The 15,671-nt window shown below is 40.8% G+C and carries 13 protein-coding genes and 1 rRNA gene; 6 read left to right on the plus strand and 8 right to left on the minus strand.

The features are described from left to right. Positions 1 to 122: 122 nt before the first annotated feature. Positions 123 to 770: a response regulator transcription factor gene (locus V2H41_RS07455; protein ID WP_330974513.1), complete on the plus strand. Its 648-nt coding sequence runs from the start codon at positions 123 to 125 to the stop codon at positions 768 to 770. A gap of 87 nt (positions 771 to 857) precedes the next feature. On the opposite strand, the gene V2H41_RS07460 is transcribed toward V2H41_RS07455, so the two are convergent. Then, complete coding sequence (locus V2H41_RS07460; RefSeq protein ID WP_330974514.1) at positions 858 to 3,614, minus strand: 2-oxoglutarate dehydrogenase E1 component; 2,757 nt, start codon at positions 3,612 to 3,614, stop codon at positions 858 to 860. Between the two features lie 295 nt (positions 3,615 to 3,909). Between V2H41_RS07460 and rpsT the strand changes: the two genes are divergently transcribed. Then, positions 3,910 to 4,179, plus strand: a complete 270-nt coding sequence (gene rpsT, locus V2H41_RS07465) for a 30S ribosomal protein S20 (protein WP_330974515.1) — start codon at positions 3,910 to 3,912, stop codon at positions 4,177 to 4,179. Positions 4,180 to 4,237: 58 nt separating this feature from the next. Here rpsT and murQ read toward each other — a convergent pair whose 3' ends face one another. Beyond that, positions 4,238 to 5,065, minus strand: a complete 828-nt coding sequence (murQ, locus tag V2H41_RS07470) for an N-acetylmuramic acid 6-phosphate etherase (protein ID WP_330974516.1) — start codon at positions 5,063 to 5,065, stop codon at positions 4,238 to 4,240. Between the two features lie 84 nt (positions 5,066 to 5,149). After that, the gene (locus tag V2H41_RS07475) at positions 5,150 to 6,001 is read right to left on the minus strand and encodes an N-acetylglucosamine kinase (protein ID WP_330974517.1); all 852 of its coding nucleotides are present in this window, start codon (positions 5,999 to 6,001) and stop codon (positions 5,150 to 5,152) included. 228 nt (positions 6,002 to 6,229) lie between these two features. Here V2H41_RS07475 and V2H41_RS07480 point away from each other — a divergent pair, with 228 nt between their 5' ends. Both V2H41_RS07480 and V2H41_RS07485 read left to right on the plus strand, forming a co-directional pair. Beyond that, the gene (locus V2H41_RS07480; protein ID WP_330974518.1) at positions 6,230 to 7,816 is read left to right on the plus strand and encodes a S41 family peptidase; all 1,587 of its coding nucleotides are present in this window, start codon (positions 6,230 to 6,232) and stop codon (positions 7,814 to 7,816) included. Positions 7,817 to 7,844: 28 nt separating this feature from the next. Then, positions 7,845 to 9,206, plus strand: coding sequence for a pyridoxal-phosphate dependent enzyme (locus tag V2H41_RS07485; RefSeq protein ID WP_330974519.1), 1,362 nt, complete (start codon positions 7,845 to 7,847; stop codon positions 9,204 to 9,206). Positions 9,207 to 9,258: 52 nt separating this feature from the next. Here the strand turns inward: V2H41_RS07485 and V2H41_RS07490 are convergent, their stop codons facing one another. Both V2H41_RS07490 and V2H41_RS07495 read right to left on the minus strand, forming a co-directional pair. Continuing rightward, on the minus strand, positions 9,259 to 9,987 hold the full coding sequence (locus V2H41_RS07490) for a DUF4197 domain-containing protein (protein ID WP_330974520.1): 729 nt from the start codon (positions 9,985 to 9,987) through the stop codon (positions 9,259 to 9,261). Between the two features lie 30 nt (positions 9,988 to 10,017). Beyond that, on the minus strand, positions 10,018 to 10,569 hold the full coding sequence (locus V2H41_RS07495) for a YqgE/AlgH family protein (RefSeq protein ID WP_330974521.1): 552 nt from the start codon (positions 10,567 to 10,569) through the stop codon (positions 10,018 to 10,020). A 127-nt stretch (positions 10,570 to 10,696) separates the two neighbouring features. Between V2H41_RS07495 and V2H41_RS07500 the strand changes: the two genes are divergently transcribed. Further along, on the plus strand, positions 10,697 to 12,055 hold the full coding sequence (locus tag V2H41_RS07500) for a sensor histidine kinase (protein ID WP_330974522.1): 1,359 nt from the start codon (positions 10,697 to 10,699) through the stop codon (positions 12,053 to 12,055). On the opposite strand, the gene dcd is transcribed toward V2H41_RS07500, so the two are convergent. Continuing rightward, positions 12,052 to 12,588, minus strand: a complete 537-nt coding sequence (gene dcd, locus V2H41_RS07505) for a dCTP deaminase (protein WP_330974523.1) — start codon at positions 12,586 to 12,588, stop codon at positions 12,052 to 12,054. The genes V2H41_RS07500 and dcd overlap by 4 nt on opposite strands. A gap of 72 nt (positions 12,589 to 12,660) precedes the next feature. Here dcd and V2H41_RS07510 point away from each other — a divergent pair, with 72 nt between their 5' ends. Beyond that, the gene (locus V2H41_RS07510; RefSeq protein WP_330974524.1) at positions 12,661 to 13,278 is read left to right on the plus strand and encodes a 4'-phosphopantetheinyl transferase family protein; all 618 of its coding nucleotides are present in this window, start codon (positions 12,661 to 12,663) and stop codon (positions 13,276 to 13,278) included. 51 nt (positions 13,279 to 13,329) lie between these two features. Here the strand turns inward: V2H41_RS07510 and V2H41_RS07515 are convergent, their stop codons facing one another. Both V2H41_RS07515 and rrf read right to left on the minus strand, forming a co-directional pair. After that, positions 13,330 to 15,396 (minus strand): sulfatase-like hydrolase/transferase, encoded by a 2,067-nt coding sequence (locus V2H41_RS07515; protein ID WP_330974525.1) that lies wholly within the window; start codon positions 15,394 to 15,396, stop codon positions 13,330 to 13,332. Between the two features lie 189 nt (positions 15,397 to 15,585). Beyond that, positions 15,586 to 15,671, minus strand: a 5S ribosomal RNA gene (gene rrf, locus V2H41_RS07520); the annotation flags it as partial.

Genomic DNA, 15,671 nt, shown 5'->3' on the forward strand with positions numbered 1-15,671 from the left:
TATTGGGTTATTGCACATTCTCAGGAAGTAAGTATACTTCACATAAACTAAAAATTGTGGCTACCTATCCCATGAATTAGTGATGAATTACTAACACCTTATCAATTATCTTTGATTATAAGATGGGTAATACAACAATTAGAGTTGCAGTATTTGATGATAATGCATATCGCAGAGAAAGTCTGTGTATGCTGATTAACTCATCGCCAAAAATGACTTGCACTGGGGCATTCTTTGACTGTAGTAATGTTATTGCCGATGTGAGAAGATCGGCCCCCGATGTGGTATTGATGGATATTGACATGCCTAATGTAAACGGCATCGAAGGTGTAAAGTTAATCCGGGTGAATTTCCCAAAAGTTCAAGTGTTGATGCAAACCGTATTTGAAGATGATGATAAAATCTTTGCTTCCATTTGCGCGGGGGCATCGGGTTATATCTTAAAAAAATCGAGTCCTGCACAACTCTTACAAGCGATCGAAGACGTATATAACGGAGATGCAGCGATGACTGCTTCTATAGCCAAAAAAGTATTAACTGCTTTTCAAAAAAACGTGTTTTATGAGAATGACCAGGAAATTTCATTAACACCCCGGGAAAGAGAAATGCTAGGTTTCCTGGTAAAAGGCTATAGTCATAAAATGGTAGCTTCTGCCTGTGGGTTAAGTATTCACACCGTCAATACTCATATCAAAAAAATATACGAAAAGTTGCAGGTAAATTCTGTGGCGGAAGCTGTAGTAAAAGCCTTGAACAAAAAGCTTATTTAAAACATCTCATGTTTAGTTTTGAATACAAGAGGGCGGAATGTCTATTCCGCCCGATACTTTATTATACCTAATTTGTTAATTCAGCTACTAAATAGAAAAAGCAGTATTGATAATCTCTGCCTGCTCAGCTTTGTGCACTTTCATAAATCCGGAAGCGGTAGAAGCACTCGCTTTACGGCCGATAATGCCATAGTTCAGACTCTTGAGGTTCATTTGTAGGAAGGAAGCGGCACCCATATTCAAGGGCTCTTCCTGTACCCAATACCAAACGGCATTTTTATATTTTGCATACAATGCTTCCAATTGCTTAGTAGGTAAAGGATATATCTGTTCGAGTCTTACGATGGCCACATCTTTACGGTTATCGGCCAATTTTTTCTCCAATAATTCGTAATACACTTTACCAGTACAAAAGAGTACTTTTTTCACATCCGCCGGATTAGCGTCGCTGTCATCAATTACTTCCTTAAATGAACCATTCAGGAATTCTTCTTTTGAGGAATAAGTTCCCGGATGGCGCAAGTATGCCTTAGGTGCAAAGTTGATTAAAGGTTTTCTGAACGGCCATGCCAGCTGACGGCGCAATGCATGGAAGTAATTAGCTGCAGTGGTAATATTGGTTACAACAATATTGAGCTCTGCACAAGCTATGAGAAAGCGTTCCATACGTGCACTACTATGCTCTGGCCCTTGTCCTTCATAACCGTGCGGCAATAACATTACCAATCCACTCATCCTATTCCACTTCTGTTCACCACTGGTGATAAATTGGTCAATGATGGTTTGGGCGCCGTTTGCAAAATCGCCAAACTGAGCTTCCCATATTACTAATGCATTGGGCGATGCCAGTGAGTACCCGTATTCAAAACCTAAAACAGCACTCTCACTTAACAATGAATTGTAGATTCTGAGTTTACCTTTCGCTCCCGGAATGTTAGAAAGACGGTTGTATTGTGTATCATTTTCCTCGTCTCTTAACAAACAGTGACGAGAGCTAAATGTACCACGAGCCACATCCTGACCACTCATGCGTACATCAGCACCATCCAGCATGATGGTACCAAAGGCCATTAGCTCAGCTGTAGCCCAGTCAATCTTTCCTTCCTCATTATATAATTTTATTTTATCCTTCAGCAGCTTATCCACTTTTTTAAGTGGCTTAAAATCTGGAGGCAGATGCATAATGGCATCGAATACTGTTTGGAAGTTTTCGCCAGAAACGCTAGTGTCCGGGCTTTTCTCAAAATCTCCTTCCGTTGCTTTTCGCAACTGTTTCCACAGCAATTCCGGTGTTTGATAAGTATAAGGCAACGGGCGTTGTTTTACTTCATCTAGTCGATCTTGTAAATCGGCCCAGAATTTAGTTTCCATTTCCTTGGCCAACTCCCGTACATCTTCCTCACCGTTATCCAAAAGATATTTTACATAAACCTCACGTGGATTAGGATGCTTTTCTATCAAAGCATACATTGAAGGTTGGGTGAACTTAGGATCATCACCTTCATTATGACCGTGCTTGCGGTAACAAACCATATCGATGAACACATCTTCGTGGAAGGTTTGTCTGTAGCGTGCAGCGATCTCGGCGCATTTCACCACAGCCTCGGGGTCATCACCATTTACATGCAGTACCAGGCTCTGCGTCATCGCTGCAAGAGAGGTACAGTAATTAGTACTACGCGCCTCTGAGAAATCTGTAGTAAATCCGATTTGATTATTAATTACAAAATGAATGGTCCCGCCTACATAATAGCCAGGCAGCTTAGACATCTGCAACAGCTCATACACTATACCCTGGCCAGCAATAGCAGCGTCACCATGTATTAAAATCGGGAGTACTTTGTGATACTCCTCGTCATGAATATTATTAGCACTACTTCTGGCAAAGCCCGCAACGACAGGATCCACAGCTTCCAGATGAGAAGGATTCGGCATCAGCTTCAGATGCACTTTTTTACCTGAGGGGGTTTCCACCTCACTTCCAAATCCTAGATGGTATTTCACATCGCCACTACCCATGGTTTGATTGATTTCGCCGGTGCCTTCAAACTCACTAAAAATTTGTTCGTAGGTTTTACCCAATATATTAGCGAGTACATTCAAACGGCCGCGATGCGCCATACCAATTACCACTTCCTTTACATCCAGTTCCGCTGATTTATTGATAATAGCATCCAGTGCAGGAATCGTAGTTTCACCACCTTCCAGCGAAAACCTCTTCTGTCCTACATATTTTGTATGCAGGAATTTTTCGAACATTACCCCTTCATTGAGCTTTTGTAGAATTCTTTTTCTTTGATCAAGGGGTAGTGGTTTTGAAAAATTTTGTTCGATTTCGGTGGTTATCCAGTCTATTTTCTTTTGGTCGCTGATATATTTAAACTCCACTCCTACATGATGCGCATAACATCTCTGTAGGTGAGCAAGAATATCTCTCAAGGTAGCAGTACCTAGTCCAATAGAGCTACCCACCTCAAATTTCGTATCGAGGTCAGCTTCACTAAGCCCGTAAAATGAAAGTTCCAAATTAGCCCCCCGATCCTTTCTTTTCTTAATCGGGTTGGTATGGGCTAGCAAATGTCCTTTATTTCGATAGCCCAGAATCAGGCGATATACCGCCAGTTCTTTTCTCCATTCAGATTTTCCACTTCCACTACTCGTTCCGTTCTGACTGGTATAGGATGTTCCGTTTTGAGCAGCCAACCCATTCGTCACAGCAAAATCAAAACCCTCAAAAAATTTACGGAATTCCACATCCACACTTTCCGGATTGGCCACAAACTCCTTATACATATTTTCTATGAATGCGGGAGACGAATTAGTGATATACGAAAAGTCTTTCATTATAAATGAACCGTTAATATATATTTAAATAATCTAAATCGATATAAATCGGGAAATTTTTGCTATCGATGATTTTCGACTCTGCGAAATTAGGATTTAATTTGCTTCAAGCACAATAAAGATATCATATAAAGCGTTAAAACCTATTTACAAAATTTACTGCTAAAAATACGAAGGGATAATCAACCGCATATATTTTTGATTTTTCAATCGATTGATGTAAAAAAACGAAAAAAAAGTTGCTTATACCAGAAAATGCCTTACCTTTGCCGTCCTAAAATAAAACTAGAAATAGATGGCCAATCATAAAGCTACAAAGAAAGATGCACGTCAGGCGGCTAAACGTCGTGAAAGAAACAGGTATTATAGTAAAACTACCCGTAATGCCATTAGAAAATTAAGAGCTGTAACTGACGCGAATGAAGCATCCGAGAAACTGCCTTCAGTTATGAGCATGATTGATAAATTAGCAAAACGCGGGGTTATCCATCGCAATAAAGCCGCCAACCTGAAAAGCAAGCTGGCGAAAAAAATTAATAGTCTTGCCGGTGCAGCTGGCAATTAATTTAGACTTGTGTTACGATATTGATTCAAATAAAAAAGGAAGGTTTACCCTTCCTTTTTTATTGTCCATTCTTTGGTAATACTGATTCTATAGCACGTTTTACACTACCGTGTTCCAGTAGCATCTTCTTCGCAACTTCGTAATCCTGAATTCCGGTTTTTTCCATTACCATACGTGTACCCCTGTCCACCAACTTATCGTTGGTAAGCTGCATATTCACCATACGGTTACCCTCTACTCTTCCCAACTGAATCATCACCGTAGTAGAAATCATATTCAATACCAGCTTTTGAGCGGTACCGCTTTTCATTCTTGTGCTACCGGTTACAAATTCGGGCCCCACAATTACTTCAATGGGGTGATCGGCCAATTTGCTGATGGCAGCTCCTGGATTGCATGAAATACTGCCTGTAGCAATTCCGTTTTCTTTGCAGTGCTTAAGGGCTCCCATTACATAAGGGGTAGTGCCACTAGCGGCTACGCCCACCACTACATCTTTCTGGTTTACATTGTGCGCCAACAAATCCAGCCAGCCCTGGTGTTCATCATCCTCTGCATTTTCAACTGGAGTGGTAATCGCCTTATTTCCTCCGGCTATTACCCCAATAACCACCCCTGGAGGCATGCCATAGGTCGGAGGGATTTCACTGGCGTCGAGTATTCCTAATCGTCCGCTGGTGCCCGCACCTATATAAAACAGTCTGCCGCCGGCCATCATACAATCTACAATGGTTTCAATCAATGCCTCTATTTGAGGAATTGCCGCTTCTACGGCGAGGGGGACTTTTTTGTCTTCTTTGTTCATTGACACCAGTAGTTCGCTTATGCTCATTTTTTCCAAATGATCGTAACTACTGGGTTGTTCGGTGATTTTCGTCTCAATCATATCACGGCTTTTTGTCTAACGCATCTTCAGTCTGTCAAAATTATTCATTCGGCAAGACATATAAGTAAGTAATCTCGCATTTTTTTAGTTTTCACGGTGAAATTCAATTAATCCCTTCATAGGTTTTTGCAATATTCGTCCCAATTCAAAATTATAAGCGTTACATAGTTCTTTTATTACGTCGCGGAACCCATAAGCAACCCCTCCTACAAAATTGATGGGGTATTTCCATGCCTCATTATACTTACAAAGATGCGTGAAAAAGAAATCATTCAGACCATCTTCTATAATATTTTCAATCATATAATGGCCTCTATTTTCGGCTAAAAACCGGGTAAATGATGCCAGATACCGATTGGGAAGTGGCTTTTTATAGACATTTTCTAGTATTTCGGTAGCATTTGTAGCGTAGGTAGCATCAAAGCGGGCACGTAGTTCATCATCAAATGTATTATACAAATAATACTGAAGCACCTTTTTTCCCAAATAGGCACCACTACCCTCATCGCCCAAGGCATACCCCAGCCCTGGACTGTTTTTTTTGATCCTTCTACCATCAAAATAACAACTACTCGAGCCGGTACCTAAAATACAGGCGATCCCTTTGCTACGGCCACATAAGCCAATAGCAGCCCCCTCTACGTCATTTGTCACACTTATTTTTGAAGCTTCCGGGAAAACGGAACGGATGGCATTCTTAACAATTTTATTATTGGCAGGATTCAAACAACCCGTTCCATAAAAATACACTTCACTAATCTGGTATTTTTTAAGTTTAGGAGCCAAATCTTTATTTAACAACTCTGTAATTTGCTCCTGATTGAGGAAATAAGGGCTTATTCCTAGGGTGTATACCGATTTTGTTTTACGATCGGTAAGAAGACACCACTCCGTTTTCGTTGAGCCGGCATCAGCTATTAATATGGATTTTGACATTTTAACAAGAAGCTTAAAAAGTTCCGCTAATATAAGTATCAAAACAGTTTAAACCATGATAAATATGAATTCAAAAGCAGATTATAGTGATTTACCAACATACTAACATTTTTTCTAACTGGCTGATCCTGCCATCCTCCTAACTTTGCAGGATAATGTTTCAATAATAAGGATCAGTTTTATCTATCTTGCAATCGTTGCAGAAAACACTACATAAGGTCTATTAAGATGAAAAAAAAGTTTGAGGTTTGGCTCCCGTTGCTGTTATCCATTGTGATGATTCTTGGTATGTTCGTTGGATACCGTTTTGCAGTACAACAACCCAACAAAAAGATATTCAAGAAAGATGCTGCTAATGCACTACAGGAAGTTTTTGACATTATCCGTACCAGATATGTAGATTCGGTAAATATAGACACCCTGCGAGAGAACGCTATCAACCTCATGATGGATGAGCTTGATCCGCATTCCATTTACCTCCCCCCTGTTGAACTCAAAGAAGCCAATGAAGATCTTTCGGGAAATTTTGAGGGTATCGGCATCGAGTTTAACCAAATTCGGGATACTGTAAATGTGACTTATGTATTTAAAGGAGGGCCTAGTGACAAAGCAGGCATTCTCATCGGAGATCAGATTATTAAAGTAGATGATAAAAGCCTGACAGGAAAAAATATTGATATTTTCAAAATCAGAACTGCAATTCGAGGTCCTAAAGGCTCTAAAGTAAAGCTAGATTTGTTACGCAACGGGAAACCACTTACGGCTACTGTAACCCGCGATAATATAGCCACCCCTTCCGTTACAGCTTATTATATGCTGGATAATAAAACTGGCTTTATCAAGCTCAGCAAGTTTACCAACAGCTCCTATCGAGAATTTATGGAAGCTCTGCAGGATTTGAAAAATCAGGGCATGACGCAACTCATCTTTGACCTGAGGGGCAACAGTGGCGGCTATATGGATCAGGCTATCGAAATCGTAGATGAATTTCTGAGCGGTGATAAACTGATTGTCTATACCCAGGGAGTACATAGCCCTAAAACAGAATACCGCTGCAAAAGGGCAGGTATCTTTGAAACAGGAAAGCTTGCTATACTGGTAGATGAACTCAGCGCCAGTGCCAGTGAAATTGTGGCCGGTGCATTACAGGACTGGGACAGAGCTGTGGTGGTAGGAAGACGCACTTTTGGAAAGGGTTTGGTTCAAGAGCCATTTTTACTAAGCGACGGCTCTGCACTACGTCTTACCGTAGCCCGCTATTATACGCCCATCGGACGTAGCATACAAAAACCCTATACTGGAGGTAAAAAAGTGTACCTTGATGAAGTATGGGAACGCTATGCCAGCGGTCAGCTGTATTATGCTGATAGTAATAAGATAACCAATGGTACTCCTTATAAAACCCATGGTGGTAGAACTGTATACGGTGGCGGCGGTATTATGCCCGATGTATTTGTAGGATTAGATACTTCCAGATATTCACGTGAAATCAATAAAGTTTTTCTGAATGGTTCTTTCAACGATTTTGTATTTCACTATTACCTGAGCCATCAAGAGCTACTCACACCTTATCAAACGCCACAAGAGTTTGCACAGCACTTTGATCCCTCCAAAGATATGTGGACACAATTTACCGAGTGGGTAAAAAAAGACACCGTGAACCTATCAGGCATTCCCGAGTTCGAGAAAAAAAGAGTTATCGACCGAATGGAAGCGCAATTAGCACGTTTCAAATGGAGAGACTCTGGCTTTTATCAGGTAATGAATAGCAAAGATTCTGTAGTTTTGAAAGCATTGGAGGAATTGGGAAAATAATATATCTGTAACCCTTAACTTCAAAGTAATGGACGTAAAAAATAATATACTCGAAACCATTGGGAATACACCACTCATACGCTTGAACAAAATCACCCGCCATCTTCCTTGCACTGTAGTGGCCAAGGTAGATTATTTCAATCCGGGACATAGCATAAAAGACCGCATGGCTTTGAAAATGGTGGAAGTAGCGGAGCAGGAAGGCAAACTGAAACCGGGTGGTACCATCATTGAAGGTACCAGTGGCAATACAGGTATGGGGTTGGCACTTGCCGCCATTGTGAAAGGGTACAAATGTATTTTTGTTACTACGGATAAACAATCAAAAGAAAAGGCCGACATCCTGAAAGCTATGGGTGCCGAAGTTATCGTGTGTCCCAGCAACGTGGAGCCTGAGGATCCACAAAGCTATTATAGCGTAGCTGCAAGATTGGCAAGGGAAATCCCCAATTCCTATCACATGAACCAGTACGATAACTTGGCCAATCGACTGGCACACTACGAAACCACTGGTCCTGAAATCTGGCGGCAAACCGAAGGCAAGATTACACACCTCGTCTGCACTGCAGGTACAGGAGGTACTATTACCGGTACGGCCATGTATCTAAAAGAACAAAATCCCAATATTAAAGTGTGGGCAGTAGATGCCTACGGCTCTTTGCTTACCAAATATTACTATACAGGAGAAATTGATCCCAATGAGGTATACCCCTATTTTAGTGAAGGCTTTGGAGAAGACTTTATCCCCAAGAACTATGACATGAGTGTTATTGACGCCTTTACACAGGTTACGGATAAAGATGGCGCTGTCATGGCACGCAGATTAGCGAAGGAGGAAGGATTGTTTTGCGGATACAGTGCTGGAAGTTGCCTCCAAGGCTTAATGCAACTCAAGGAATCACTCACTAAAGATGATTTGGTAGTATGCATTTTCCACGATCATGGCAGTCGTTATGTGGGTAAAATATATAATGATCAATGGATGATGGAACGCGGCTTCCTAGACGTAAAAACCTTCAAAGACATCGTCAACGGGCGCCCCATGGTTCAGAAACTCATCACCATCAGCGAAGAAAAGCAAGTGGCTGAAGCTGTGGATTTGATGAAACAATACGATATTGAGCACATCCCTGTTACACGTGGAGAAGCTATAGTAGGTTCGATTAGCGAGGGAGGACTATTCCAAAAGGTTTTCAATAATCCTGATATTAAACATCAGCCTATTGCTCATGTTATTGAGCCACCATTCCCTATAGTTGATTTTAATACCCCTGTTGAAAAACTGCGAACACTCATTACTAAGGACAATGGAGCAGTAATGAGTAAGGATGAAATCGGCAATTATCACATTATTACTAAATACGACGTAATACAGGCCTTAGGTGGATAACCTAAGGCCTGTTGCCTAATAAGCTTTATCGCTCCGTAAAAAATGTAATCATCTAATTGCGGTTGCCCCCACTATTGATTCCTTTATGCATATCAGCATAACCAAATACTCTTTGCAATAAAGGCGTATTTCTTGCTGATATATTAGAACGGATCTCTTCTTCCTTATTAGCTACATACAAGAACATAGCGTCAATAGCTCTAGCTGCAATAAAATCATTTAGATTAGGTTCCAGTTTTTTGGTAACTAAAGGAATAGCATTATAGGCTGATACGATTTTACTGTACTCACTACCGGCACCACTAACCCGCACCGTACTGTCCACGATAGGACGAAATGCCGTCATGAGTTGCGGACTCATCGACTTTTTAAAGTATTCCGTAGCAGCGTGTTGGTTATTACTCAACAAAATATTCATGGCATCAGTGATGTTCATATTCTTTACAGAATTCAGGAATATGGGTTTGGCTTGTTTCACCGCCTGAGACATAGCATTAGTATACTTTGCAGTTACGTTATTCACTACGGAACTAAGCCCCAAATCACGAAGTGTTTTTTCGATTTTTTCTGCTTCACCTGGAAAAGCAAACCGCACCAATGGATTGCCCTTATTGGGATTGGCAAATGCATCAAAGCCGCTGAACAGTCCTTGTGTGAGTGCTTCCTTCAGTCCTTGTGCCACTTCAAAAGCTGATAAACTACTTGCAACGTTTTTCAACGTGTCACAACCTGATAAGAATATAGTTGTGCTCATGATACATACCAATACTAATCGTTTCATTGCTTTTTGTTTTAATTCTCTAATTTCTTATTAATTCAACCTTGGGTCTACAGGGGCATTTATGAATAACTCATAGGTACCACCCAATTCTTTCAGAACGGCTTTCCATAACTCTTTTTCATTAGAAGCAAAAAGAAACTTTTTTGAGGCTTCAGAAACAATCCAAGTGTTTTCATCCATTTCGGAAGCCAGTTGCCCGGCCCCCCAGCCACTATATCCTAAATAAAATCTTATTTTATCAGTATCTATAGTACGGGAATTAATCAATTCTATGAGTTTTTCAAATTCACCACCCCAATATACGCCTTCCATCACCTCCTGACCGCCGGGTATCTGCTCAGGATATTGATGCAAGAAATGAAGTGTATGCAACTCTACCGGTCCACCTTCATATACGGGCAATTGAAAATCGCCCAGCTCGGGTACCAATTCATCTACAGTATAATCCAACTTTCGGTTCAGCACAAATCCAAAACTCCCCTCCTCATTATGTTCGCATAGAAATATCACACTCCTGAGGAAGTTGGGGTCGTCAAGGTGTGGATTCGCAACCAGTAATCTTCCTGCTTTTGGTTCGATCATAAGCCAATATAAATACTTTTTCACTAAATTCAAGAGCGGATTTCTATTAATTTTTATAAAAAGTTAAATATCATAATCGTTAGTACTAATCATAAAACGGTACTAACCTATTGCTATATTTGCTGCTGTGAAAAAATTATTCTCCTACATTACCATACTCATTACGTTGTCCCTGATTGGGATTATTGTAATGCAAGTATCTTGGCTGAAAAATCTGATCGCCTTACAAGAAGATCGGGTAAAGCAGAAAATTGACGAGGTGTATCAGAATTTGATTGTAGAGTTTGGACACCTGCGCGAGCAATACATCAATGCCAATGCCAATGATTTTTCCATTTTCTTTTCTCAAAAAAACGTATTCGATCCGTTTCGGGCAGTGACCATAGGCTCCATATTGAGTAGTAATGAAATAGAAAAAAGAATTCGAGCGGCATTTGATAAAGCGGGGTTAGAGAAGATCGATTTCGAATATGCCTTTATATCTGGCCCTATGATGGGCAATGTAAAGTTTGAAAAACTTTCACCCAACTTCTTCGATGCACAGATTGATACTGTTCATAACTATACGCCCGATTATAAACTCATTCGCTCCCAAAGTGGTACAGCTTCGGAAAGTATTACTACGGATGAAACTCTTGCCGTTGTTGCGCTCAATTGGAAAAGCTTTGTAAAGCGGTCCTTATTCTGGAGTATTGTTTTCGCTGTGCTCTTTACACTTATTATCATTTCGGCATTTTATCTTACCGTACATACCATGCTGCGTCAGAAAAAGTTGAGTGATATTAAAAATGATTTCATCAACAATATGACGCATGAATTTAAAACGCCTATTGCCACCATATCGCTGGCTGTGGATGCTTTAAAAAACGAAAAAGTATTAACTAATAGAGAAAAGCTGGATTATTTCAGCAGCATTATAAAAGAGGAAAACCAGCGGATGAACCGCCAAGTAGAAACGATACTTAAAGCTTCGCAGTTTGAGAAGAAAGAAGCTGAGATCGATTTGAAGCCCTTATCTGTACATGAAGTTATCGGTAATGTGGTAGATAATTTTCAGTTACAGCTACATGAAAAAAATGGAGATGCAACACTGCAACTTCAAGCTCAAAAGGATATCATTAAAGCTGATGAAGTACACTTTACCAACTTGGTCAACAACCTTATCGATAACGCTATTAAATACTCAAAAGAGCATGTGCCTATTCATTTAAAAATCTCTACCCACAACTCAGGCAATAATATCGTCATTAAGTTTGAAGATAACGGTATAGGCATGAACAAAGAAACGCAGAAACGCATCTTTGAAAAATTCTATCGTGCCCACACCGGTAATCTGCACAATGTAAAAGGATTTGGTTTAGGATTGAACTATGTAAAATCGGTAACCGATTCGCACAACGGAACCATCAGGGTAGAAAGTGCACTGGGAAAGGGGTCTACATTCACTCTCGAGTTTCCGCTGTTTAAACAAAATGGTAAATCCTAAAACTTATTCTTCCACATCATACTTTCAATGGGCCTGTCTGGCTGACGACTATATTTCGCGTTCTGCTTTTGATTGTATTTTATTTCAATCTCTCCATCTACAGGGAAATAGATAAGCTGTCCCACCGGCATTCCTTTGTAAATACGTACGGGTTGTTTCACAGATATTTCCAGGGTCCAGTGCCCACAAAAACCCACATCGCCTTTCCCGGCAGTAGCGTGTATATCAATACCCAAACGCCCTGTGGATGATTTTCCTTCCAAGAAAGGAACATGAGCATGTGTTTCGGTATATTCTTCGGTAACACCCAGATAAAACACGTGAGGATATAATACAAATCCCTCATCAGGAATCTCAAAATATTCTATTTCATTATGCTTTTTGGCATCCAATATATGGTTGCGATAAGTAGCCAGCCATTTTCCCAGATGTACATCATAGCTGTTACTACCTAAACATTCGCGACGATAAGGAGTTATCACTATTGTACCCTTATCAATTTCTTCCAATATCCGAGTGTCTGAAAGAATCATATATTTTCGAATTTATAGGTTTCAATTGACAATTGTTGTTTACTTTGTGCAATATAAATTATTAAAACGAGCATGCCGATTTTTTATCAGCAAGAGATTGATGCAAACGCCCGCCTAGGAATATGGGAAATTAAGGAAGAAGAATCGTTTTTCAAGCAATTCGTTCCCATTCATCGCGAAGTTACCCATCCCCATAAAAGACTGCAGCACCTGGCCGGTAGATTTCTACTAAAATACTTATACCCTGATTTTCCTTCGCATCTTATCAGCATTGCCGATACGAAAAAGCCCTTTTTGCCTGACGAAACCTATCATTTTTCCATCTCGCATTGTGGCAATTACGCTGCTGCCATAGTAAGCCGCCATTATCGTGTAGGCATTGATATCGAAATACCCAGCGATAAAGTAATAAAAGTGCAGCATAAGTTCGTAAGTGATGCAGAAATGGCAGCCATCCATCCTCTTACACAGGAAGATTTTACACGCATATGGAGCGCTAAAGAGGCTGTGTTTAAATGGTACGGCAATGGCAAAGTAGACTTTAAGAAAGACATCTGTCTGCTATCCTATGCCAATGGCGACAATACTTTCAGATGCCTTTTCAAAAAGAACAATTCGAAGTTAATTATTCACACCCACGCTTTTCCAGAATTATGCCTCTCCTATTTACTTGGAGATAGCGTTTCGTAAATCCCGAAAGGGCAAAAACTTGCAGTACGCAAGTAATATACTGCACTGTTATTAATACACAGCTTTACGAGTGAAATCGGGGCCTGACCATTCCAACTTGATAGAATTATCGGAGCCCGGCTTATAAAATACTCTCACAGGATGCACCCCGGCTTTTAACAAAATTGTTTCGGACGTTTCTGTGCGGGGTACATATCCATAATCCTGATCAATCAGTGGAATATCATGAATGCGTACAAACGCTTTGCCACCGGTTTGCAGATAGAAAGTGTAAGCCCCATCGATAGGTACATCGATAAACCCTTCAAACACGATCAATGCATCTTTAGTGATAACTTTCGATGGTACTTGCAGGATCTTGCTATGCCCTGTATGCAGCGGTCTCATCCCAGCAGGATTGGCTACCCAAGGAGTATTCATTTGATACAGTTTCCAAGTAATTTGTCCTGGCTGTTGTTCTATATCATCCTTCAACGAAGGAACGTAGGCAGTATCATACGGGCGCGGTGCTGCAGAATCAGGCTTTCTGAGTTGTAGCACTCGCTCCTTCATAAGTTGCTGAATGGTAACCATTTCAGGAGTGTGTCCCAAATCCTGGGTTTGCTTAGGATCATTCACCACGTCGTATATTTCAAAATCGTCCGAAGCACTTTTAATGTCGTAGCGTACTCCCATGTAGTTACCTACTCTTATTACCTGCATCTGATTTCTGCGTTTACCTCTTCTACCCTCCTCAATATCCTCGTAGCGGGGTGTTCTGTCGGACTGAAAATACTCTATATACACTTGTGTAGGTAGCTGTTCACCTTTTCCGGTAAGTGAAGGCAGTATGGATACTCCATCGGATCTTGCAGGAGCTTTCAATCCTGCAGCATCTAGGAATGTAGCCATCCAATCGGATGACATATGTGGCGTAGTTACCACGGTGCCTCTATTAATCATTTTCGGCCAGGTAGCAATAGTAGGTACCCGAATGCCTCCTTCCCAAGTATCTCTTTTGATGCCATCGTGTGGTCCATAGCCTTTAAAAAATTCCGGTGTATAAGGTTCATTCAAGTAAGACTCTTGGCTGGGGCCATTATCTGAGGTGAATATTACCAACGTATTACTATCAATATTCAGATCTTTTAAAAGCTGCAACAGATCTCCTACTTGCTGGTCGATACGCGATACTACAGTTGCATATCGCTTATTGACATCCGGCCAAGGTATTTCCGGAGTCTTAGGATCATTGTCATGATCATAAGTAGCATTGGCATACTGCGGATCCATCCATGAGTCGATGTTACCATCAGCGGTATTAATCATCTTTCCGGGCTTTCCCAGCCATTGTAAACCGCCCTGCAAACCTCCACCTGCTGGATAAGCACTGGTAGGTAATTCTATTACAGCATGAGGTGTATCATAGGCCAAGTACATAAAAAAAGGTGTGGCGTGATTCTTCCTCACGTGATCGATTATCCATTGCTTGGCCCGCGCAGTCCATAAATCTCCGGTATAACATTTATCCAAGTCGGGAGTAACGTTAGTATAATTATCGTAAACCTCTTTAGTACCTCTGTACAACCCTTCTTTAGGATAGTGTTCGTGTCCATCCGAATGACGTATATATCCATAGTAATAGTCAAATCCACGTTTCAGTGGATGGGCGATCCAGTTCTTTTTTCCTCCTTGTCCCTGTAGTCCCCACTTTCCGATTGCAGCCGTAGTATAACCGGCCTGTTTCAAAGTATTAGCTAATGTATAATTATCCTCAATCGCCTTATCAAACTGATTATCTCTTACAGTAGTATGTCCCTGTGTCACACCCAATATAAGAGAAGACCTAGAAGCTACACATACAGGCGCATTAACATAACTATGTGCCAACAGAGCGCCCTGCTCCGCCATTCTGTCCAACTGTGGTGTATATATACGTGGTTGATTTTTTCTTTGATTCTGATAAAACACCCCTACATCGCCAACCCCCATATCGTCTACTAGAATATATATAATATTTGGTTTGTCATTACTGGTATGATGCTGTGCGATGGACACAGATACACAGAAGAATAAGCAAGCAAAAATGACAATGAGAGAGGGATGATTTTTGAAAAAGAAAGTGAAGATTTTTCGCATTGAATGTAAACTTAGCATATGTAATAAATTAAACGGGCCGACACGACGAATTTAGGGAGCATATGGCTAGAAAACAAATTCGCGCGTATGGATATTGTAAGATAGCTATTACGTTTAACAAAATATCAAACATTGCTATAGGCGGGGCAATAAAAAAGCCTTCGTTGTAATAACGAAGGCTTTCAATAAATACGGCGGCTACCTACTCTCCCGCATTGTGGTGCAGTACCATCGGCCTTAAGGGGCTTAACTTCTCTGTTCGGAATGGGAAGAGG

Origin of the sequence: Niabella digestorum, assembly GCF_036409055.1 — a bacterium.
Lineage (GTDB): Bacteria > Bacteroidota > Bacteroidia > Chitinophagales > Chitinophagaceae > Niabella > Niabella composti.